Source organism: Epilithonimonas sp. KH_059, from assembly GCF_057838485.1.
The window spans coordinates 309,760-332,580 of record NZ_CM174468.1 but is presented as its reverse complement, the minus strand read 5'-3'; the positions used below and the strand labels follow the sequence as shown (position 1 = coordinate 332,580).

Here is a 22,821-nt window from a genome sequence, read left to right as displayed (position 1 = left end):
GCCGTCTCAATACCTTAACACCCTCGATGAGTCCAACCACCGCACCGATTGCGTAGATAAGTTGAGTTACGGGATCGAAATAGCTTGTTACCATTTGGGTAGCTTCGGTAATACCAGCTGTACCATTTCCTTGTGCGAACACCCCCATTGCCGAAAGCATAACCATAGCGGTCAGCATCATTTTGTTTCTTTGTTTTTCCATAATTGAGATACATTTATTTGTCATCCTAAACCCACACCTTGCAGGCTTTCGGGACAAATATCTAATGGAAATGAAAGTGATATTGGAAAGTGGTAGTTAGAGGAAGTGTTTGGCGGTGGGTGGCAGTCAGAATTTTAAAAAATCTTATATTAGCATGTTTATGCTTTCAGTTAATTCATCCGGCTACTTCAATGTTTAATTGAAGTATGCTTTGCATTAACTGAGAATTAATTTTTATTATCTTAACCATCTTTCCGATTCTTAAAAAAAACTTGGATTAACAAATTATGACAGAAAATATACAACTTGAATACGATGCTTTTTTAAGGTCTTTTAAAAGAAATATAGACGTACCTCATTCTTTTTTATTAGGTGCAGGAGCTTCAATTAGTTCTGGAATACAATCTGCTTACGATTGTATTTGGGAATGGAAAAAAGATATTTATTTATCAAAAAATATAAATTCTGCTGAATTTTATAAAAATCACAAAAATGAATCTGTCCGGAAAAGCATTCAAAATTGGTTGGATAGTCAAGGGCAATATCCAGCGCTTGATTCTATTGATGAATATTCTTTTTATGCTGAAAAAGCATATCCAATTCCCGAGGACAGACGTAAATATTTTTTTAGTCTTATTGAAAATAAAGAACCGTATATAGGATATAGATTGCTTTGCCTATTAGCGGAATATAATGTTGTAAAGTCTGTTTGGACTACTAATTTTGATGGGCTAACTGTCCTTTGTGCCCATCAGAACAAGTTGACACCAATAGAAATAACATTGGACAACTCAGACAAGATATATAGAAATCAGAGTAGTAAAGAGTTATTAACTATTGCTTTGCACGGAGATTACAAATTCTCAAAATTAAAAAACACTGAAAAAGAATTAGATAACCAGGATGAAACTTTTAAAGAACATTTTTCCACTTATCATACGGACAAAAATTTAGTTATTATCGGATACAGTGGAAGAGATAAATCGCTAATGGATACAATTTTAACAGCGTTTGTAAAGAAGGGGTCTGGTAGATTATATTGGTGTGGATTTGGAGACAATATTAATCAGGAGGTTTTCGATTTGATTACAAAAATCAGAGAATCAGGGAGAGAAGCCTATTATATATCAACAGATGGTTTTGATAAAACTTTAATACACTTATCTAAATCTGCATTTGAGGGAAATTCTACTGTAGGAAAACAAATTCAAGAGGCTTTAGAAAGCTCAACAGATGAGGATTATGCGAAAACAGAGTTTAGTTTAAATTTTGCAAAGGCTGATAAATACATTAAAAGCAACTTACACCCAGTTATTTTTCCAAAAGAAATCTTTCGATTTGAGATTGATTATAAAAATGAAAGGCCTTGGGCATTTTTAAAAGAATTAACTAAAAACACAAACATTTGCGCTGTTCCTTTTAAAGGAAAAGTATTTGCAATTGGCACACTAGCTGATATTGATAAAGCTTTCAAAACTCATCTTAAGTCTGAAATAAAAAGAGAGCCTATTTCAAAGTTTGATATTGAGAACGTTTCTGTATTTAGATCTTTAATGCTAAACGCAATCCTTAAATATTTTGCTAGTAAGTATGAAATAGATACAAATTTTAAAGATAAAATATGGCTTAAAAATAGTGACAGTAAATATGGAAATATTAACATTCACAAAGCCTTAATACTTTCATTTTATTTTGATAAGAATAGACAGTTTGCATATTTAGCATTTGTACCAACAGTATATCTATCTTCTATTGATGAAATTTCAAAACAGCAGAAACAGTTACTAAGTAAAGGAAAGCTTGAAAAGCTTTTCAATGATAAATATGATGAAATACTGAGTTTTTGGAATAGAATATTATTTCCAAATCAGAAAATAAAATTTGAATTTCCAGAAAACTCTGGGACAGGATTTGAATTTCAAATATCATCAAATACTGCTTATGGGGAAATTAATGTTTTAGACCCTAATTTCAGAAAGTACACCCCGAATAATTATAATAGAAATCAAACTCAGTTTAGAGGTGTTCAATTTTTAGAACCTCAGCTTATATTTAAGAATATAGCATCAGATGTTGAGTTTAAGGATTATCATCCGATGAGAGGGCTTGTAAATAACAGACCCTTTGATGTAAATCTTAATGGAGTTATTTATACTAATGAAGTTAACCTTTCTGTTATTTGTGGCAATTTATACGCGGAAAGGTTGTATGATTTTATTTCAAAAATTCAGATCAAACACTCAACTGAAAATATTAATCCTGACTACTTAATTGATTATCCCGGTTTTAACTCAGCATTTAATTTACCAATTAATATACCTACTTATGAAAATAGCGATAAGTGGATAGATGTTGATTTTAAAGCAAATAATGATTTACAATATCACGAAAATGCTATAAAACTAGCAAGATTAGTTACTTCTAAAATCGAACAGATTGCTAATACACTAAGCCAAAGCACTGTTGTAATTTTTATTCCTAAGGAATGGCAACCCTTTGAAAGTTATATCTATGAAGGCGAGAGTTTTGATTTACATGATTACATAAAAGCGTTTTCAGCTTCAAAAGGGATTGCAACACAATTGATAAGAGAAGATACATTAGAAGATAAATTAAAATGTCAGATTTATTGGTGGTTATCTCTTTCCTTTTACGTAAAATCTCTAAGAACTCCTTGGATTTTAAATAGTCAGGAAAAGAATACTGCTTACGCTGGAATTGGTTACAGTATATCTCGTATTCAAAATAGATCTGAAGTAGTAATCGGTTGTAGTCACATTTATGATTCAAACGGCCAAGGACTAAAGTATAGGCTTTCAAAAATTGATAACTACTATTTGGATAACCGTAAGAATCCTTATCTTTCTTTTAAAGATGCGTTTCAGTTCGGTGTCTCAATTAGAGAATTGTTCTACCAATCACTTGATAAATTACCAGAACGTGTAGTTATTCATAAAAGAACTCGATTTACCGAAGATGAAATCAATGGTATAAAAGCTAGCTTAAATAAAGCAGGAATAAAGAAAATTGACCTTATAGAAATTAACTACGAAGTAGATGCACGATTTGTAGCAATGAGTGTTTATCAAAACAATCTACAGGTTGATAGATTTCCAATATCAAGAGGGACTTGTATTGTCACAAATAAACACACCGCTCTTTTATGGACACATGGGATAGTTCCTTCTGTCAGACAGAATAATTATAAATTTTATTTAGGAGGTAGAAGTATTCCTGCTCCAATTAAAATTGTGAAACATTATGGGGAATCAAGTATAAACACCATAGCAACAGAAATTTTAGGACTAACAAAAATGAACTGGAACTCACTTGATTTATATTCTAAATTACCTTCAACAATTGATTCTTCGAATCAAATCGCCAGGATAGGAAAATTGCTATCAAGATTTGAAGGTAAGTCTTATGATTACAGACTTTTTATATAATTAATTTTATTTTTTATCTGATGATATTGAGGAGTTCACACAAACTCCTCAATATCAAAATCCATTAAATCATCATTCCGCAAGGTGGAAGAACTGGCATCGCTTTCAGTCATAAGAGTGCTGTCCAAAAGTTCTGCAATCTTTCGGGAGGTATCGTCCATAGAACTTTCCAGCAAAGCAAATAATTCGGTTCCCTGTAATCGCTGAACTTTATCAATAGCTGTTTCCTTTTGGGTGGCTCTAATTTTTCCTTTTTGAGCAAGACCCCCTCGTTGTTTAGTTCTTCAAAAGTAACCCCTTGGGCAAAACCGTTATCGTTGCCGGATGTTCCGTACTTGTTCCGTATCCGCCCTACGAACTACATATTTCAGACTCTAGTAGGAGTTTGTAATTTTGAGGAAGTAGATCAGCTAGATTCTTTTGATTGACATCCATGATATTCTCAAGAGTGTACTTGAGCCATTCATATGGGTTTACGTCGTTCTTTTTGCAGGTGAAAATAAGGAGAAGATCATAGCAGCCCTTTGGGCTGCCTCATGATTATCTGCAAAAAGGTAGTTCTTTCTACCTAGTGCAATAGGGCGTAGGGCATTTTCAATTGGATTATCCAAACTTTCGGATAATCCAATTGAACGGTTTTGGATAACATTTAAGTGTCAGTACATCTTTTTAAATCCTGCAAAATCAGGTATCGAATTATTTGCAGGAATCAAGAAATGGATTGAAAAATATCATTACAAAGCACACCAAGGAATTACGAGAACTAAGCCAATTGCCAGATACAAATAGGCGGCCTAATTCAACGAAGAAATCTAGTGATGTCGAGGTATTATAATAGATAGAAAATAAATGGATGACTGGATTCAGGATAAGAAAGTGATAACGGAGACGTATTTAGAAATTAAAATGCTATAAATTACCATTTCTTATTTATCGCAAAAGAAAATTTTGACCAATTAAAAATGGTTTTCCCATTAGCAGAATTTATAATGGAACGTTTTGAGACTGTTATTATATTGTGTATTAATGGTCTTTTATGGGATTGCGAAATTATTATAAGATCTTCGCAGGAGACGTTTGTTAAATACCTTTATATGTTAAATGGTGAACAACCTGATGTCAACATCAAAATAGACGAGTATTGGAATAGCTTAGCCGAGATTCAATCTCTTAAAATGTCATCCCAAGCAAAATAAAATTTAGATCTTTTGGAAGATAATAATTTTTCGAAGGTTGCCTTTTTACCGTTAGTTCTTTCCGAAGAAGAGGAGAAAAGGTTAATGTTAAAATGGCCAAAAAAAGAAAGAAGTAAACTAGAACAAAAATGGTCATTTAGTCAAATGGTTTTAGAGCTATCCGCTACTAAAAATAACATCATGAGAGATTATATGATGCTACTTACTTTCAACTATAGAATGGGAAGCCATATCATCCATGGTGATGAAACAGGAATTGGAATTATTAATGAAAGAAGAAACAGGGAAGCAGAAGAAAAATTAAAGGCTGAGCAGGGACATTATTTAAGAACCTTAAGTGATGTGTTAAGCTATAATACTCTACTTTCTGTGCAAACAATGGCATTTTTAAAGCTTGATAAGGAATCAGACTATATTATTGAATATCAACGTAAAATATACGAAATCGACAGTCTAATCTTGAAATATAAAGGTCGAGTTTTCGATGATTCAGATTACGACAGATACAGAAAGTAGGATGAAAATTAGTTTCTTATTATAATTATTATGTATATTGGTAGTTTTTATGACAATGCAATCCAATAATCAATACATTGATCTCTTTGCCGGCTGTGGTGGACTTTCCTTAGGACTACATAATGCAGGCTGGAAAGGAGTTTTTGCTATAGAAAAGAGTCCAGATGCTTTCAAAACCTTAGAGCATAACCTTATAAATAACAAAAAACATTTTGATTGGCCAGCATGGTTACCCAAGCAAAATCACGATATAAATTCTGTTCTTGAAACTTATCAAGAAGACTTAAAATCTTTGAGAGGTACAATTTCCTTAGTTGCTGGGGGACCACCGTGCCAAGGATTTTCTATGGCAGGAAGGCGTAATGAATCTGATCAGCGTAATGACCTCATTAATTCTTACATCAAATTCGTAGAGTATGTACAGCCTAAAATGATTTTTTTTGAAAATGTCAAAGGCTTTACAATGGAATTCAAAAAAAACAAAGAAAAAGGCATTGCATATTCTGCCGTTGTAACTAATAAATTGAAAGATCTAGGATACTTTGTTAAAGGAATGCTAGTAAATTTAGGAGATTATGGAATACCCCAGAAACGAACTAGGTTTATACTAATTGGTATAAAAAGTAATGTAGCTGATTCGTCTCAACAATTAGTGGATGATTTTTTCAATTCACTAGAACAGAATTCTTTTACTTTTTTAAAAAACAAAGGCTTATCTAAAGATATAAACTTGCAAGATGCTATCTCAGATCTATTGAAAAGCAACGGAACAAAGGAATCGCCTGACACACCAAGTTTTCAAGCAGGAATTTATGGAAAGAGCGTAACACAGTATCAAGCTTATATGAGGAGATGGGTTAGAAAGGAAATTGCTGATAGCCATCGATTTCCAAACCATCAACAATCTACATCTGATAGATTTAAAATTATACTTGAATTATCTAATAATAGAAGAAATTTTGACCTTAGTAAAGATATACGTGAAAGATATAACTTAAAAAAACACACTATCATACCTTTATGTGGTAAAAGCAAAAGTCCAACAATTACAACCTTGCCTGACGACTACATACATTACTCTGAGGCTCGTATATTGACTGTAAGAGAATATGCAAGAATACAATCTTTTCCTGATTGGTATGAATTTCAAGGTAAATATACAACCGGTGGTAAAAGGAGAAAGCAAGAAGTTCCGAGGTATTCACAGATAGGGAATGCCATTCCGCCACTTTTTGGAGAGCAAAGCGGACTAATTTTAAAAAAATTGATAAATAGATGAGCAAGGTAAGATTTAGGACAAATGCTTTGCTCAAAAGTATCATTGGTAAAGATTTGATTACCGATGATAATATTGCAGTATTAGAGTTGGTCAAAAATTCCTTTGATGCTGGCTCTATAACAGTAGATATAATTTTTGAAAACATCTTAAAAAATGACGATTCAAGTAACCTAAAAGAACCTACCGATAAATCTTCTAAGTTAATTATTCAAGACAAAGGTATAGGAATGGCAGAATCTGATTTAGAGGATAAATGGTTAAACATTGCCTATTCTGAGAAAAAAGAAAAGCGAGAGGAATTTGGACGAGTACTTGCAGGGAATAAAGGAGTTGGCCGTTTTTCTTGTGATAGGCTTGGACGTTTTTTAACTATCTACACTCGAAAAAAAGGGCAATCATATAAGAAGCTATTTATTGACTGGAGTGTATTTGAGGTAGATGCACAAATTGATTTTAACATTCAAGATGTTGAATTTGAGATAGAGACGTTAACCGAAAGTGATTTTATAGACCAAACACATTATGAGGTATTCCAAAATGGAACTATCCTTGAAATATCTTGCCTAAGAGAGCATTGGCGTTCTGACAAAATCGTTAGTTTAAAAAGACAGCTAGAACGATTAATAAATCCCAATCAAGCATTCAAAGTAAATCAATTCGGTGTAAAAATAAAAGCGGAAGATTTTCTACAACATGATGAAGACCAAGAAGAGTATAATAAAATCAATGGAGAAGTAAAAAATAGAATTTTTGAAAATCTGGATTTTAGAACAACTTCCATCCATTCCTCTATTGATGAAAAGGGAGAGTATATTACAACCACTTTACAGGACAGAGGAAATGAAATTTTTGTCTTAAGGGAAAACAATCCATTCAGCCAACTAGCAAATATAGAAGTAACGATATTTTATTTGAATACTTACGCAAAGGCATATTTTACAAAACAAACTGGAATTAAATCGGTAGATTTTGGTTCTATTTATTTATTTATAAACGGTTTTAGAATACCTCCCTACGGAGACGTTGGTGATGATTGGTTAGGAATCGAAATGCGTAAAGGACAAGGGCACAGTAGATTTTTGGGAACCCGTGAAATTGTAGGACGTATAGAAATATTTGACGATAAAGAGAAATTTAAAATCATTTCCAACAGATCGGGGATTGTAAATAATGTTCCTTTTGAGCAATTAACCAAGTCAAATAGTCCATATGGTTATTATTACAAAACTTTTAGAAGATTAGAAAGATTTGTTGTGGAGGGTATCAAATGGGATAGTACCCCTGTTGATTCTAATATTATAGAAAGAGATGTATATGATAAGAAATGGGATGAGTCAAAGGAAAAATACAGTGAAGATAATCTCACACGGAACAAACGAATTTTATCAGTAATTAACAATATTATTGATGTAAGAAAAGGTGATATAACTGATTTAAAAATTAATGATGAATTTATAAAAAAGATTATTGCCGAACAAAGAGAACAGGCAAAAGCTGAACTTGAAATTGCATTAAATTCATTAAAAGAAAAATCGGATAAAATCGATCCTAAAACTTTAGAAGAAGTACTTTTCAAAATTTCTTCCAGCTCTAAAGAGATTGAAGCTTTTTCCGGAGTTCTAAATAACTATTCCGATACAGTGAAAAATGAAGCGAAAGACCTTGATGATATTCACGAATCATTGCAAAGAAAGTATGAAGAAATCTTAAAAGACAAGGAAGAATTAGAATTAAAACTTAGAGAAGAAAAAGAAGCACTAGAAAAAACTCAAAAAGAAAAAGAAAATTATGAACGAGAGCTTAATTTAGAACGAGAAAAAAACACCTATTTACGCAGCTCTTCCCGTAGTTTAAGTGAGGATGCTAAAGGATTAGTTCATAATATCAAAATTACTTCGAAGAAAATAAGTACCAGTGTAGATAATCTTTATGATAAAATATTGAATGGTGGTGCTAAGGATAGTGAAGTATTGAAGTCGCTTGGAAATATAAAATTTCAAGCTGAAAAAGCATTAAAAGTTAGTAAGTTAATAACAAGAGCTAATTTCAACACCGATAAGAACGAGCAGGTTATTGATGTTGTAAAATATATTAACCAGTACATTAAAATCTATTCGGATATTTATGACAAGAGCGATTTGGATTTTGAATTAAGTGTTAATGAAGCTACCTTGGTGAAAAAAGTAAGCGTTTTGGATATTTCTTTAGTCTTGGACGACTTAATATCTAATGCTGAAAAGGCTGGCGCATCAAAAGTTAGTATTGAAATGAGTAATCCTACATTGACACAATTAAAAATACTTTTTTCTGATAATGGTAAAGGAGTTCCTAAAAACTTTTTGGAAAAACCAGATAAAATATTTGAGTTAGGGGTAACAACCACCGACGGTTCTGGTATTGGATTAAATTCCGTTAGATCAGCATTGAAATCTCTTAAAGGAACTATTGAATTTATTGGAAATAATATTGGGTTAAGAGGAGCCTGTTTTGAAATTCTAATTAGCTGATGATGGTGAAAAGATGTATTATAATTGATAATGAAGATCAGTCTGAAGAAATTGTAAAACTGGAACGCGATGCTCAAAAGAAGGGTATTACTGTTGAGTGTGCTCAGTTTAATGTGGGTAGTACTTTTGAAACAGAACTATTAACTGGTGGTAAGATTGATCTTGATAAGGTTGTTGCAGAATATAAAAAGAGATTTTCAGGCACAACGTTTCATCTTGCAGCTTTTGACTGGGATTTAAGCGACGATACTATTGACGGTATTGAGTTAATGAGGCTACTTACCCATAATAAGATATTTAAGAACACTCCAAAGCTATTATATTCGGGTTTGCTCGAAGAAAAATTATCATCGAAGATCGATGACTTCAAAAATGATACTTTAAGTAAAAAAGAGCTTCTTGATAGAATTAAAACATTAATCAATGCTGATATAAAAGGCTTTGTAGGTAGAGAAAATTATGATGCAGATATTATTCGAATTTTAGAAGGCACTGACGAAACATTAGATTTAATTATAGAAGAAGAATTAGCAAAATTCCCTGAGTTAATATTTGCTAACAAATTTGTTAATGATAATTTTAAAGGGAAGACTTTTCAAGAGATAGCAACCATTTTGGAAGAACACGACCACTTGCGGACTGAATTTAAAAAAGAAATCATTCAGCAGGTAATCACTCATTTAACAGAAAGCATTTAAGATGGTACAAAAAGAAATTTTAATTGTTCACCCTAACGATAAAACTACCTCATTTCTTGATAAGATTAAAAGCTATTTAATTCAAAAATTTGAAGATAAAATTCATCATTTTAATGTTTATTGGTAGTGTTTCACTAACTGTGTAAGTTGAAAAGTTATTCTGAAAAATTTTGAGTCCTTAAAAACTCAAAACTTTTTCGGAAATAACTTTTTACTATTTTTAAACTTTATACAGTTATGATTGACAAAGAAGAATTATTAAACAACAAGGATTTTTACAAATCCTTCAAGAACAGCGAAGATCTTACCTCGTTCTTCAAAACAATGCACAAACGAGCCGTAGAACATATGCTCGAAGCAGAACTAGATGACCATCTAGATACTAATAAACATCAGAAAACGAAAGACGGCAACTATCGCAATGGTCATCAGAGTAAGAAGATAAAAACCTCTTTTGGCGAAGATGAAATTAAAGTTCCGCGTGATCGACAAAGTACTTTTGAGCCGATGATAGTTCCCAAAAGGCACAATATTATTGATGGTTTAGAAAATATTATAATATCATTTTACGCCAAAGGAATGAGTGTGAGTGATATTGAAGAACAAATCAAGGACATGTATGATTTTGATGTCTCAACCTCAACAATCTCCAGGATCACCAATGCTGTTTCCAGTGAAATTGTCGCTTGGCAAAATCGACCTTTAGAGGATTTATACCTTATTGTTTGGATGGATGGAATCGTTTTTAAAGTTCGTGAGAACTCTAAAGTCATCAATAAAACCATCTATCTTGCTGTGGGTCTGCGACGTGACGGAAAGAAAGAAGTTCTAGGAATGTGGCTAGGGAAGAGTGAAAGCTCCAGTTTTTGGATGAGCGTGTTAACCGATATGAAAGCACGTGGCGTGGAAGACATACTTATCACTGCAACGGATAACCTTAATGGATTCACCCAGACTATTCGCAGTGTGTTCCCCCAATCGCAAACTCAAATTTGCGTAGTTCATCAAATTAGAAATGCTTGCAAATATGTGGTTTGGAAGGACAGGAAAGCCTTTACTTCCGATATGAAACATATCTACAACGCACCCACAAAACAAGCCGCAGAAGCCGCTTTAAATGATTTTGCAGAAAAATGGGAATCTAAATATTCCTATGCAATTAAGTCCTGGAGAGATAATTGGGATGAATTAACCGTGTTTTTTGAATTCCCTGTTGAAATCCGAAAAATCATTTACACCACAAATTTAATCGAAAATCTCAATGGAAAAATAAGAAAATACACCAAAAATAAAATGTCCTTTCCTACGGATGATGCAGTTTTAAAGTCAGTTTTCCTCGCCTTAAGAGAAGCAACAAAAAAATGGACAATGCCTATTAGAGATTGGGGTATCGTACTCAATCAATTTATGCTTATATTTGAAGATAGGCTTAAATTATAAATCTCAAGCCAATACTTTTCAACTTACACACTTTTTGGGATAGTGTCTTATAAATCTCAAGCCAATACTTTTCAACTTACACACTTTTTGGGATAGTGTCTGTTTATTCTAACGATGAGTCTCATAGCCAATGTATTGATAGGATTAGATCCAATCCTAATAATGGACTTATTATTTTCTTTGGTCATGGTAGAACTACAAAGCTTTATGGTGCTAAAGGAGATTTATATGACAATTTAGATTTCGTAAGCAAGGATGCAGTAGCTGAGCAGCCTGATAAGTATTACTACAATGATGATTTCATTAATAAAGATAATGTTAATATCTTTACTGGAAAGAAGGTGTTTTGTTTGGCTTGTAACTCAAATAATAAAATTGCTTCTTACGCTGTTGAAAAGGGAGCAACAACCTTTCTTGGATTTGGTAATATTCCTACATCAATGTCTGAATTCAAGGAGGATGGATTGGAAAACATCAGTATTGACATTGTAATCTTAATGAAGACAGAGCTTAACTACATCATTAAGCGAAGCCTTGAAATCGGAATTGAAAAAAATTATACATTTTCACAATTAAAAGATATTATTCATTTTATCACAAATCAAAGAATAACTCATTATCTTAGAAATGACAAAAGTGCCAGAATAAGACATACTCTAACTGATTATTTATACAAACTTAAATCAAATATCCAAATATTAGGAAATCCTAATGCTACTCTACTAGAGTGACACTATCCCTCCGTTAGGTCCCCACATTGAAGAAAATCCATTCAGCTTACCCGCCTACCCCTTCAATAAAAATCTAGACAGATTCTTGAACCTTTTGTATGATTCGCTTTCCGATATTGTCAAGATATTCTAAGTCAAACTATAGATCACATTGTAAATGATAAATCTATTGAAGTAAATTTTTAGTACTTGGGACACTATCCCTACCTTTTCCAGTAACTATTTTTCCAAATTCATGAGTATTTCGGAGTGATGGTGCCAGGTGTTTCGGTCAAACAGTGCCACTAGGAAGATCATGCAATATTAAGTTTTTTATTGATTATAATTAGTATTGATTTTGTTTTTTCGCAAAGATTCACCCTGTAAATTAATACGATGTGCAGAGTTTACAATACGATCTAAGATTGCGTCAGCTAAAGTTCCTTCTCCAATTAGTCCATGCCAAGCCGATACCGGTACTTGAGAGGTAATAATTGTTGTCCCTGAGGAATATCGTTCATCAATTATATCTAATAGTATTTCTCTAGTCGTTGCATCTAAAGCTTGCAAGCCAAAGTCATCAATAATAAGTAAATCTACTTTTATTATTTTCTTGAGTGACGCAAGGTAGGTTCCATCCATCTTACTGAGTCTCAACTCATTTAAAAGCTTCGCTGTCACACGATATAAAGTTTTGTATTCCATAATACAAGCCTGATGGCCGAGAGCTTGTGCAAGATAGCTTTTACCGGTTCCTGCGGCTCCAGTAATGATTAGGTTCTCATTCCTTTTTATAAGGTCCAGAGTGGAGAGCCTCATAAACATGTTCTTGTCCAAGTGACGCTCGGGTGAGAAGTCCACATCCATTATACTCGCTCGTTGTCGAAAGCCTGCTTGCTTTATTAGGTTTTGCATTTTACGATTTACACGATCCTCCCATTGGTGGTCCGTTAATAAAGTAAGATACTCATCTGGAGTAAGTTCAAGAGACTTGGAACTTTGAGTAAACTGTTGATGCATAAGTGCCATTGCACTTAAACGCATTTTTCGTAGTCGTTCTACGGTTTGGATTTGATTCATAATAAATAGATTAATTTTTTAGTTGTAAGCTGAGGCACCACGGATATTCTCATGTTCCGGGATATGGGATTCCTCCCTTTCTAGATCTGTATAATAAAATGATGTTTTATCCACATTGTTCTTTAGGATATTTCTAATACGATTAAAGGATACCATGTCGTATTTAATTGCCCAATAGCAAGCCCGATTTAAACGTTCCGAACCATAAGACTTACTTAGCAATAGAAGCCCCATGATTCGCTTGTATCCAACCTCAGGGTACTCAGAGTCCTGGAGGATTTGTTCTACGCATGCAACAACGTGTTCTCCGTAGGGCAATGCTTTGTTTAGGAAGTATTGGGGACTCCAATCCCTGTACGCTTTATGAGTACTAGATAAATGATCCGGATTTGTATTATAGACCCCTTTAGAACAGAGGCGCTTATGGTGAGCAATACGCTCATGATTATAATACACTTCCACATGATTTGCTGTATATTGAATAATGGTATTCTTGCCTATAAAACGATAGGGCACACTGTAATAAGACTTGTCTGCGGAGAAGTACACATATCCAATCTTCTGAACTTTTGCCCTGCAGTATTCTGTCATTTCAAAACCTTCGGTAGGAAGTTCTTTTAGGTATTCTTTTTCTACGGTTCTAAACAACTCGAGTCGACTTGCGTCCTTTCTTTGGAAGAGTAACTTGTTATAAGCCGTGAGTAACGTTTTAATTTCCTTGTTTAGATCCTCTAATGTAAAAAAGTTCATTTCTCGCATTGGATAATAGATCCGTTGATAGACTAGATTGACTGCATTCTCCACCAACGCTTTATCTTGTGGGGCATAGGTGCGCGTAGGATTCACAACACAGCCGTAATGGTGCGCAAAATCTTTAAAGGATCGATTAATTCTCGGCTCGTATTTACTTGCTCGACTTACCGCTGATTTAAGGTTATCACAAACAATAGCTTTAGGTACCCCTTGATAAAAATGCAGTGCATTCTCACAACATTTGATGAAGTCTTCTTTTTTCTGACTCACGCACGCCTCTACATAGGTATAATGGCTATTAGGGAGTATACACACAAAAACTTCCACAGCCATTTCTTCACCTGTTGCTTTATCAACTATCTTAAGCTTTTTACCAGCATAATCCACAAACATTTCTTTTCCTGGCTCATGCTCAAGTTTCATTGACCCTTTAATCTTGCTATGTTTTCGGTGGTAATGCTCAAGGAATTGAGTGTAGCTGTAGGGTGTATCCACTAGAGAGACATACTGTTGATAATGATACTGGAAAGTAAATCCAGGGTGATTACGAGCCAAATTAATTTGGTCAAAATACTGCAGGAGTTTATCTTGACGATTTGAGTCCACCGTGCTTGTATGCGGGAACATTTCACTAAGCTGCGCAGGGGTTTGTTGCACAAGTTCCTTTACGCAGTAATTACCGGCCCTAACGCGGTTAATGTAGGAGTTGATTGTGTTACGTGATATTCCAAGCGTAACTGCAATTTGACGATTACTATAACCGTCTAAATGAAGTGTAAGAATTTGTTTAAAGTCCATAGGATCAAGTATATTCGCCATAGCTTATCTTTTTTACAAGATAAGATACTTGATCTTCCTAGTGGCACAATTTGAACCGAATTAGGTGGCACAATTTGAACCGAAATTTCGAATCGTGATCAGTGGCACAATTTGAACCGTTTTGGGTGGCACAATTTGAACCGAAAATTCAGATCGTAATCAGTGGCACAATTTGAACCGAATTAGGTGGCACTAATAGACCGAATTGGGTGGCACAATTTGATCCGTAATATCCAATTCACTTAAATACTGTCTTTCACAATCTATAAAATCCTTTCCATTCTTGTTTTTAAATCTAAATTTCTTAGAAAAAATATTTTTTAGATAAGCCCTGATTGAGGTTTCTAAATGAAAAATTATTTTCATTGATAATTCTATTCTATTATCAACAAATGAAAGTAAAGATGAATTTTTTTTTTGCTCATCCACAGAAGAAAAAGGAATTTTAAATTTCTTTAAATCACTTCCATTAATAGAATTTATTGTTGCTGCTAAATTTTTATTGACAATTTCTTTATATTGTTTTGTATCAAACCACTGTCGGGCGACTTGTTATTCTAAATCAACTTCAGTGTAGTGCTTTCCTTATTTCCAAATATTCTGCAAATAGTCAAATGGTTTTGGTAAGAATGATAAAATCCATTTAACTGTTTCTTCACCAGTTACTTTACCAATTTCTATTAAGCTAATTTTTTGGATTGAATCAGTTTTTTCTAGAATATTGAATTAATGCTTCAATTATCTCATTTACGCTACCAATAATATTATCTTTTATCATCTCATCATTTTTCAAAACAATGCAAATCTTGAAATTTTCTTGATTTTCAAGAATTATTATTTCAGTATTTCCTGAATAAGTCCAATTACCTTCTTTTTCAAAATCAGCGATAAAGTCAGCAAATTGTTTTTAGCTAAATGACCAAGGGATACCATCTGGGTTAGATGTAAAATTGGTATTTAATTTTTTTGCATCACCAATACCAGGTTGATATGCACAATAACCAGCACAATAGAAATGAAGTGTTTTTCCTGTTCTATTATTCAAATATTCTATTCATTGAAAGACATCATCAAAACTTCTTTTGTTAAATTTTGGTGCAAGTAAAATTGCTTTTAGACCATTTGGATTTCCATTTCGGTGTTGTGTTACATTAGTCAGATTTGGTGCTTCAATCATAATTTGAGGTGTTTGTTTTTTTTAAAGTTGCCCAACGTTGTAGCACGTGGCTAGGTTGGGGAAAAAAGATGTGAGATTTTCGAATAATCACCAATTTTCCAAATACAAAACTATCTTTAAACTCAGCCTAAAAATCTCTCCAAACTGCTGTTAGCGGTTCGGGCTTTATTTTTAATGTCTGTCTTACTTGCTTTAACTCCGTCTAATGTTGTATGTTTATCTTCGTTAAAAATTGCTTGCGCAATTGAAATAATTGTTTCTCTACAAAGTAAACCAACAGTATGAAATTATTCTTCGTTTGACGCTTGTTTAAGTCGCATCTTAATTTCTTTAGTCGTTCTATAAATACGTTCCCAACCTGTTAAATTAACTGAAATGTTTAATAGTGCAGGTTGTTCTGTTTCTTGTAAAGCCTTTAATAAGTTTCCATACATTTCTCCGATAAATGCACGTCTAGCTTTGTATTGTGGCATTTCTCCTGAATTCCATCTTGCATACCAAGTCCATAAGTCGTTAAAAATATTTGGATTTTCAAAGGGAAGTCGTTTGAGTGCTTTATCAACCAAAGAAAATCGTTTTTGGTACTCATCATTTACATTTTGAATTCTCTGACCACCCGTTGAAACAGAAATCATAGAGTCCTTGAGATAATTCACTTCAATTATTAGTTGATCTTTCGTGAAAATGTCAGCAATTCTATCCCACTCAATTTTAGGGATTGATTTCAGAATTTTCAATGCTGCTAAAGATTTAGAAGTTGCAGACTTGTGAAAACTTCTGAAATAACATTCGTAATTCGTTTTTGAAAATTGACAAAAAAAGTGCTTGACGTTATAGTTGCTCTTAACTTTAAAGCTTACTTGTTAATATGTATAACAATCCTCTTATTTTATTATTAAATCAAATATATAAAAAGTATTTGCACTTTCTTGGAGTCTAAAATACTAACAACTTTTCATTTCCCATTACGGTTTTCCGTAAACTCAAAAAAAAAAGTCTTTTCAACCCTTATAGACAGTAGAAATACAATCGCCAGTTAAGGTTTGTGGATTTTATATTTTTGTATATTTTCTTGCAAATTCCTTCAATGCATGGATAAGCTTTGGATTATTAACCATATTGGCTTTTCCAGTCGTTTCATTTATTTGCTCAATCTCGTAGGGTATTTTTTCGATATTATGTAATCTTACGAGTTCTTTTTGTAATGCCTTAGCCAAACCTGTATCAATTCTATTTTGTGGTTCAAACAAGTCCATATTATCTACTTGAAGTAATTCGCCTATTTTATTAAGCTTATCACTATTGGGTTGATACTTATTAGAATTCCACTGACTAACTGTTGTATAATCAACATCTACCCACAACGATAGCAAACGAGAAGATGCGCCTTTATCGATAGTTATAGTTTTTATTCTATTTACAATATTTTTCCTTTCTGACATATTAATTTTATTTTTAAAAGTTTGTGTAGTACGCAAACTTTTGTTATATTTGCTTTACTTAATTAAAATAGCGACTAAAAGTAAGTGCTTTATGCAATTACGAATGATGTCACTCAGGAAAGGAAACCGCAAAAATCCGAATGAGTTGACATGGGTTCGCCACATTCTATTAGATTTCATTACTTTTGTATATCTAATAGGGCGAACTTCATGTAAGACTTTTCGGAACCATAGCTTAGGTTATGGCGGGCTCTTTGCGGTGCCCCTTTCAAAGCTTTGGAGTTCGCCTCTATTTTTTCTCCATTACTTTTCAGAGTACATCGTTCCATAAACCCACAATTTTACCATGAGAACGACATTAAATCATTTACCTCCTTAAGAACAAAAGACTTTAAAAGTCTAATTGTCTAGATTTATAAAAGGTCACCAAAGCTTCCTTCTAATAGTATACGGTATGGTGATGGCTGCCCAAAATCTGCAAATTTCAATTGCCTTATACACTCCCAATCCAAACAAAAGGTAGGAGAAGTACTATTTAAGAACACACAAATTGCCAACATTGCCCACTTTTGAAAGTGGGGTAGAGACATAATTGCCTATTTAGGTAACTGATCCTACATTTCCAATTCAAAAAGCAACCCAGCCCTTCAATTTGAGGTTGACGGAATTTACTATCTGCTAATCTAACTCGCACGTTAAAAGTAAGATGTTTTTTCCACTTACCCAAATCGATTAAAGATTGATTTGCGGGTAGTGTTGGTTTTTTCTTTCAAACTTTTTAGTCAGGTGTTTAAAACCCCTGATAACGAGCATCAGATGGCTTCAGATACCATCTTTCAACCCATCTTTACATTCATATCTTCATTATATTTTTTTGGGAAGGATTTTCCTTCGCAATGCAGAAGCTATATGCCGACGAGAAGGGAAATCTAACTCCCAAAAAAGACTTAGGTCAATTGCGAAAAACTTACGTATAAAAATAAAAATGCCCTTTCCCTTGAGTAGAAGCAATACGGGAAAGAGCGTGGTCTTAATAATTGTTTAACCAAAAAAACCAAGAACAAAACTATGGAAAATAAGTTTTGCAGGGATATCATTGCCCTATTATTTTTAGTACTACTATGCCTCAAAATTCCTGCCCAGCAGAGAGCTTTCAAAGTAGGAGATGTACTTCCTGAAGATTTCTGGACAACAACTCATCTCATGGTGAATAGTCCGCAAAAGACAACAACTTTAGGGGAGAATCGAGACAAATTGATTCTGTTAGATTTCTGGGCAACATGGTGTGGCTCATGTTTGCAAAGTTTTCTAAAACTCCACCCGATTGAAAAAGAATTAGAAGGTCAACTAAAAGTGATTCCAGTAGCCTATGAAAGCACAGAAACACTTGAAAAATTCTTTCAGACAAAAATTGGTAAGAAATACCACTTTATAGAATCGATATCAGATGATAAGATTTTAACTACTCAGTTTTTGCCAAGGGCATTCCCCTATGTTGTCTGGATTAAGGATGGAAAGGTGCTTAATTTGACCGATGCACAACAGGTGACATCAGAGAATATTAAAAAAGTAATACAAGGTGAAAATTCAGTGCTTCAAACAGTCTTGCAATTAGATCACAAACGCCCCATGATGTTGGCAGAACAATTTGACTTGGAACGAGATGCATCCCTTGTGAGTTATCAGTTTCTAGCAAAAGGTCTGATTCGCGCAATAAATTACGGCAATAAGTTTCATCGGAGTGGAACAATAACCTATGGACGCCAATTTAAGAATAGGCCTCTCATAGATATTTACAGAGGAATTGTACGAGAGATTTTCGAAGCAAAGGGAGCTGATTTCAGAAGTAATAGGATACTTATACTAAGTCAGAACCCTGATAAATTGAAACCTGGAGAAATAGACGATCCTCAAAGACATGAAAATTATTACAGTTTTGAATTTATTACTCCGATATCTCGTGCTAAGTCGCTTTACCCCGATATGCTTAGCTATCTAAATCAGAGTACGGAATATTTGGCAGAAATAAAGGAAGTTCGACGTAAATGTTTTGTTCTTACGAAGAAAACAAACTTTAATAAAAGTTCCTTGGTAGAAAATAAAGAAGGTGCTAAAGAAAAGAAATCAAATTCGAAATATGTTGTCAACGAACTTAATGAGCTGCCAATTGTGAAGTTTCCTTTAATTATTGAATCGGGTCTCGATCTTGAAATTTCAAGGGATATTCTAAAATTAGGCCGTTTTGAAGAGGTCAAACTTGCACTAAACCAGGCTGGATTCAATGTGAAAGAGAGTGAACGACAACTCTTGATGCTGGTCATCAAAGATCACCAATAATTAATTTAATAAACTATTTCTATGAAAAATATATTATCAGCTTCCTTTATAGTGCTGTTTGCAAGTGCATATGGCCAGTATACAGTGACAGGGACAATTATAGATCAAGCAGACCAGAAGCCATTGGCTGGAATTTTAGTTACGTCGCGACATTCAAAAACGGTTTCTCTTACGGATAAAAACGGTGAATTCAATTTGAATACAAATGTACCAAAGGTGACCATATCAGTTTCAGGTCCGGGTTATTCAGCACAGCAACTAGAACTTGAATTGCCACTAGCAAAACCTTTAAAAATAATATTAATCCCTAAGACAGAGTCGATTGAAGAAGTAATCCTATCGACAGGATACGAACAGATTTCAAAAGAGCGCGCCACAGGTTCGTATTCCGTTGTCGGAGATAAATTGTTGAGAAAGCAAGTTTCAACCAATATTATTGACCGGCTACCTGCTATTGTAAATGGGCTTACATTGAATAGTGGCGTTGGAGGAACTCATTTAATGGTACGAGGCCTCAGTACCATTAGGGGACCCAAAAGTCCACTTATTGTGGTTGATGATTTTCCTTACGAGGGAGACATAAACAACATTTCCCCAGACATGGTTGAGTCTGTCACCGTCCTAAAAGACGCAGCGGCTTCTAGTATTTGGGGAGCGAGGGCAGCGAACGGGGTCATTGTTATTACTACGAAAAAGGGAAAGTATTCCCAGCCATTGACTGTCGAGTTGACCGTTAACACTACTTTAAGCGATAAGCCTGATCTTAGGTATAATACGAGAATGTCAAGTTCTGACTATATTGATTTTGAGCGCGAATTATTTAGTCGGGGTGCATACAAGAGTAGAATAAATTCATCTTCACGTCCCGTTTTATCACCGGTTGTGGATTTACTTAACCAAGCTGAAAAAGGGTTCATGTCCTCTGAAGAAGCCGATCGTCAAATCGATGCGCTTCGTCAAATTGACATTAGAGATCAGTACTATAGATATATGTATACGCCACTACACAATCAACAATACGCATTGAATCTTTCTGGAGGTAGTTCCAAATTCAATTGGATTTCTTCTTTAGGTTACGATCAGAACTCAGGAAATCTTGAAGAGGAATTCAAGAGGCTAAACTTCAGTTTGCAGAATACCTGGAAGCCAACTGATCGACTTAGAATTCAACTTGGTGCTCTTATAGCAAATACGAAGAATAAATCGGGGCGTTTTGGATTTGATGATGTAAAGATCGACGGGAATTTGCAATTTCCGTATTTACGATTCGCGGAAGAGAATGGGAAGCCTGCTGTATTTTGGTCTAGATATAATCAACGTGCAAAAGATATGCTAGTGGGTAGCGGTCTCTACGATTGGAATTACTACCCTTTGACAGATTGGGAGCATTCTGTGAGGACACAAACTAGCACAGAAGTTACCCTTAATTCGACCCTACAGTATAAGATTGTAAAAGGATTGGATCTTAATCTCAAGTATCAATATCAAACAACAAATGAAAATAGCAGAACTCTACATGATGAACAAAGCTATTATGCAAGGAACTATATTAATAGTTTTGCCTATTTTGATTCGTCCAATTCGCTTAATTGGAATGTACCTAAAGGTGCGATCTTAGACAAGTCCGTTGGAACCATTGGAGTAAATAATGTCCGAGGTCAGTTAAATTATAATTATTCATCTACTCGACATGATGTAACTGCACTTGCAGGTGTAGAAACAAGATCTTGGAAATCTACAAATGATCAAGATCGGTTATACGGGTATGATTCCAAAAGGCAGACTGCATCCTATGTTGATTATGTAACGCCATATCTTGATTTCTTTACCGGTAGTAAAACGAACATTGCGAATCTACAAGGAATGCAGGAATATAATAATCGATTCATTTCGATGTATGCGAACGCGGCATATGTTTTTGATAAAAAGTACATTATTTCTGCTAGTGCACGACGTGATGCAAGTAATCTGTTTGGTCTGAAAACAAATGATCAATGGAATCCATTTTGGTCTGCTGGTTTTTCGTGGAACCTATCGAATGAAGATTTCTATTCTATAGCTTGGCTTCCTAATTTTAAATTCCGAAGTTCTTATGGCTTTAGTGGGAATATTGATCCTGCGATGGTGGCGGTCACAACTTTAATTTACGATTCAAGTAACTATATCTATACAGGAGAGAAAACCGCACGAATAGCTAACTTTTTAAATCCAAATTTACGTTGGGAAACTTCTAAAGTGGTAAATCTCGCAATTGATTTTGCATCAAGGAACAATCGTATTGCAGGATCTATCGATTATTTTATGAAGAACGGGAGTAATCTGTTTGGTGAAGCTCCGCTTGATTCGACCACGGGAATTCGCAGTATGCTATGGAATGTTGCCGGTATGAAAAGTAGAGGAGTAGATATCGAACTTAATACTCAAAATATTGTCAGTCGACAATTTTTATGGAATACCATTTTGAACTTTAGTACTGCACATGACCAAATTACAGAGTATTATCTTAACGATGTACCGGCATCGTATTATGTTTCAAAAGCAGGTAGTTCCTCAGTATCCGGTAAAGTTGGACTCCCTGTATATTCTGTCTTTGCCTATAAATGGGCTGGCCTTGACCCAGTCACTGGGGATCCCCAAGGATTTCTCGATGGCGAGGTTAGTAAGAATTATTCTGCAATTACAGGTTCGGATAAAGGGATTGAGGATCTAGAATATTTTGGGTCAGCCATACCCACCACGTATGGATCGTTTATTAATACATTTTCGTTGGGTCACTTTTCGCTTGACATTGCAATGAGCTACAAACTGGGGTATTGGTTTAGACGTAGTTCTATTGCGTACAATCCCTTAATATCGGGCTCGGTTGGACATAGTGATTTTGGTCTTCGTTGGCAGAATCCAGGAGATGAGAATTTCACAGAGGTACCTTCACTCATTTACAGTTCAAATGCAGCACGTGATAATTTTTATGCAGGTTCAAGCACTTTGGTTGAAAAAGGAGACCATGTAAGGTTGCAATACCTCAATTTCGGTTATGATTTTGGTAAAAATGAACTTAATAATTTATCTCTTAAATCGCTTCGAGTTTATTGTGCGATAAATAATCTTGGCCTACTATGGAGTGCAAATAAACACAATATTGATCCACAATATTTCCTAGGAACAAATTCGATAAAGCCAAGTACAACTTATTCACTTGGTCTTCACTTAAAATTTTAA

The 22,821-nt window shown here is 34.2% G+C and carries 16 protein-coding genes and 2 pseudogenes; 9 read left to right on the top strand and 9 right to left on the bottom strand.

Annotated elements, in window-relative coordinates:
- Position 1: 1 nt before the first annotated feature.
- Positions 2 to 202, bottom strand: a pseudogene (locus AC3IRX_RS01535) (DUF4134 family protein); the annotation flags it as partial.
- Positions 203 to 489: 287 nt separating this feature from the next.
- On the opposite strand from AC3IRX_RS01535, the gene AC3IRX_RS01530 reads away from it, so the two are divergent.
- Positions 490 to 3,648 (top strand): SIR2 family protein, encoded by a 3,159-nt coding sequence (locus tag AC3IRX_RS01530; RefSeq protein WP_489210746.1) that lies wholly within the window; start codon positions 490 to 492, stop codon positions 3,646 to 3,648.
- 35 nt (positions 3,649 to 3,683) lie between these two features.
- On the opposite strand, the gene AC3IRX_RS01525 is transcribed toward AC3IRX_RS01530, so the two are convergent.
- A complete protein-coding gene (locus tag AC3IRX_RS01525) occupies positions 3,684 to 3,809 on the bottom strand; it encodes a hypothetical protein (protein WP_489210745.1) in 126 nt (41 codons plus the stop codon).
- A gap of 190 nt (positions 3,810 to 3,999) precedes the next feature.
- Positions 4,000 to 4,274 (bottom strand): annotated as a pseudogene (locus AC3IRX_RS01520) (transposase domain-containing protein); the annotation flags it as partial.
- 582 nt (positions 4,275 to 4,856) lie between these two features.
- On the opposite strand from AC3IRX_RS01520, the gene AC3IRX_RS01515 reads away from it, so the two are divergent.
- The 6 genes from AC3IRX_RS01515 to AC3IRX_RS01490 all read left to right on the top strand — a co-directional run bounded on the left by AC3IRX_RS01515 (position 4,857) and on the right by AC3IRX_RS01490 (position 12,015).
- Positions 4,857 to 5,360 carry a hypothetical protein gene (locus tag AC3IRX_RS01515; RefSeq protein ID WP_489210744.1) on the top strand — a complete coding sequence of 168 codons (504 nt, stop codon included), beginning with the start codon at positions 4,857 to 4,859 and terminating at the stop codon, positions 5,358 to 5,360.
- 49 nt (positions 5,361 to 5,409) lie between these two features.
- Positions 5,410 to 6,639, top strand: a complete 1,230-nt coding sequence (locus tag AC3IRX_RS01510) for a DNA cytosine methyltransferase (RefSeq protein WP_489210743.1) — start codon at positions 5,410 to 5,412, stop codon at positions 6,637 to 6,639.
- Positions 6,636 to 9,146, top strand: a complete 2,511-nt coding sequence (locus AC3IRX_RS01505; RefSeq protein WP_489210742.1) for a sensor histidine kinase — start codon at positions 6,636 to 6,638, stop codon at positions 9,144 to 9,146. Before AC3IRX_RS01510 ends, AC3IRX_RS01505 begins: the two co-directional genes overlap by 4 nt.
- Entirely contained in the window at positions 9,146 to 9,844 is a 699-nt protein-coding gene (locus AC3IRX_RS01500; RefSeq protein WP_489210741.1) for a hypothetical protein, read from the top strand. The genes AC3IRX_RS01505 and AC3IRX_RS01500 overlap by 1 nt, the downstream gene beginning before the upstream one ends.
- A gap of 237 nt (positions 9,845 to 10,081) precedes the next feature.
- The gene (locus AC3IRX_RS01495) at positions 10,082 to 11,284 is read left to right on the top strand and encodes an IS256 family transposase (protein WP_489208805.1); all 1,203 of its coding nucleotides are present in this window, start codon (positions 10,082 to 10,084) and stop codon (positions 11,282 to 11,284) included.
- Positions 11,285 to 11,379: 95 nt separating this feature from the next.
- Positions 11,380 to 12,015: a hypothetical protein gene (locus AC3IRX_RS01490; protein WP_489210740.1), complete on the top strand. Its 636-nt coding sequence runs from the start codon at positions 11,380 to 11,382 to the stop codon at positions 12,013 to 12,015.
- Between the two features lie 312 nt (positions 12,016 to 12,327).
- Here the strand turns inward: AC3IRX_RS01490 and istB are convergent, their stop codons facing one another.
- From istB to AC3IRX_RS01460, 6 genes are all read right to left on the bottom strand, one after another.
- Positions 12,328 to 13,074 carry an IS21-like element helper ATPase IstB gene (gene istB, locus AC3IRX_RS01485; RefSeq protein WP_489210739.1) on the bottom strand — a complete coding sequence of 249 codons (747 nt, stop codon included), beginning with the start codon at positions 13,072 to 13,074 and terminating at the stop codon, positions 12,328 to 12,330.
- Between the two features lie 18 nt (positions 13,075 to 13,092).
- Positions 13,093 to 14,646 carry an IS21 family transposase gene (istA, locus tag AC3IRX_RS01480; protein ID WP_489210738.1) on the bottom strand — a complete coding sequence of 518 codons (1,554 nt, stop codon included), beginning with the start codon at positions 14,644 to 14,646 and terminating at the stop codon, positions 13,093 to 13,095.
- Between the two features lie 192 nt (positions 14,647 to 14,838).
- Positions 14,839 to 15,156 (bottom strand): restriction endonuclease subunit S, encoded by a 318-nt coding sequence (locus AC3IRX_RS01475; protein WP_489211497.1) that lies wholly within the window; start codon positions 15,154 to 15,156, stop codon positions 14,839 to 14,841.
- A gap of 954 nt (positions 15,157 to 16,110) precedes the next feature.
- The gene (locus AC3IRX_RS01470) at positions 16,111 to 16,560 is read right to left on the bottom strand and encodes a hypothetical protein (RefSeq protein WP_489210737.1); all 450 of its coding nucleotides are present in this window, start codon (positions 16,558 to 16,560) and stop codon (positions 16,111 to 16,113) included.
- Positions 16,561 to 16,875: 315 nt separating this feature from the next.
- Positions 16,876 to 17,265, bottom strand: coding sequence for a hypothetical protein (locus AC3IRX_RS01465; RefSeq protein WP_489210736.1), 390 nt, complete (start codon positions 17,263 to 17,265; stop codon positions 16,876 to 16,878).
- Positions 17,266 to 17,444: 179 nt separating this feature from the next.
- Positions 17,445 to 17,594, bottom strand: coding sequence for a hypothetical protein (locus AC3IRX_RS01460; RefSeq protein WP_489210735.1), 150 nt, complete (start codon positions 17,592 to 17,594; stop codon positions 17,445 to 17,447).
- Between the two features lie 739 nt (positions 17,595 to 18,333).
- Between AC3IRX_RS01460 and AC3IRX_RS01455 the strand changes: the two genes are divergently transcribed.
- Together AC3IRX_RS01455 and AC3IRX_RS01450 are read left to right on the top strand one after the other, a co-directional pair.
- Positions 18,334 to 19,602 carry a TlpA family protein disulfide reductase gene (locus AC3IRX_RS01455; RefSeq protein ID WP_489210734.1) on the top strand — a complete coding sequence of 423 codons (1,269 nt, stop codon included), beginning with the start codon at positions 18,334 to 18,336 and terminating at the stop codon, positions 19,600 to 19,602.
- 21 nt (positions 19,603 to 19,623) lie between these two features.
- Positions 19,624 to 22,821 carry a SusC/RagA family TonB-linked outer membrane protein gene (locus AC3IRX_RS01450; protein WP_489210733.1) on the top strand — a complete coding sequence of 1,066 codons (3,198 nt, stop codon included), beginning with the start codon at positions 19,624 to 19,626 and terminating at the stop codon, positions 22,819 to 22,821.

Excerpts from the sequence above, each read along its gene's own strand:
- AC3IRX_RS01530 (WP_489210746.1), top strand. The coding sequence starts at position 490 with ATGACAGAAAATATACAACTTGAATACGATGCTTTTTTAAGGTCTTTT.
- AC3IRX_RS01525 (WP_489210745.1), bottom strand. The coding sequence starts at position 3,809 with ATGGACGATACCTCCCGAAAGATTGCAGAACTTTTGGACAGCACTCTT.
- AC3IRX_RS01510 (WP_489210743.1), top strand. The coding sequence starts at position 5,410 with ATGACAATGCAATCCAATAATCAATACATTGATCTCTTTGCCGGCTGT.
- AC3IRX_RS01505 (WP_489210742.1), top strand. The coding sequence starts at position 6,636 with ATGAGCAAGGTAAGATTTAGGACAAATGCTTTGCTCAAAAGTATCATT.
- AC3IRX_RS01500 (WP_489210741.1), top strand. The coding sequence starts at position 9,146 with ATGATGGTGAAAAGATGTATTATAATTGATAATGAAGATCAGTCTGAA.
- AC3IRX_RS01495 (WP_489208805.1), top strand. The coding sequence starts at position 10,082 with ATGATTGACAAAGAAGAATTATTAAACAACAAGGATTTTTACAAATCC.
- istB (WP_489210739.1), bottom strand. The coding sequence starts at position 13,074 with ATGAATCAAATCCAAACCGTAGAACGACTACGAAAAATGCGTTTAAGT.
- istA (WP_489210738.1), bottom strand. The coding sequence starts at position 14,646 with ATGGCGAATATACTTGATCCTATGGACTTTAAACAAATTCTTACACTT.
- AC3IRX_RS01465 (WP_489210736.1), bottom strand. The coding sequence starts at position 17,265 with ATGTCAGAAAGGAAAAATATTGTAAATAGAATAAAAACTATAACTATC.
- AC3IRX_RS01460 (WP_489210735.1), bottom strand. The coding sequence starts at position 17,594 with ATGGAACGATGTACTCTGAAAAGTAATGGAGAAAAAATAGAGGCGAAC.
- AC3IRX_RS01455 (WP_489210734.1), top strand. The coding sequence starts at position 18,334 with ATGGAAAATAAGTTTTGCAGGGATATCATTGCCCTATTATTTTTAGTA.
- AC3IRX_RS01450 (WP_489210733.1), top strand. The coding sequence starts at position 19,624 with ATGAAAAATATATTATCAGCTTCCTTTATAGTGCTGTTTGCAAGTGCA.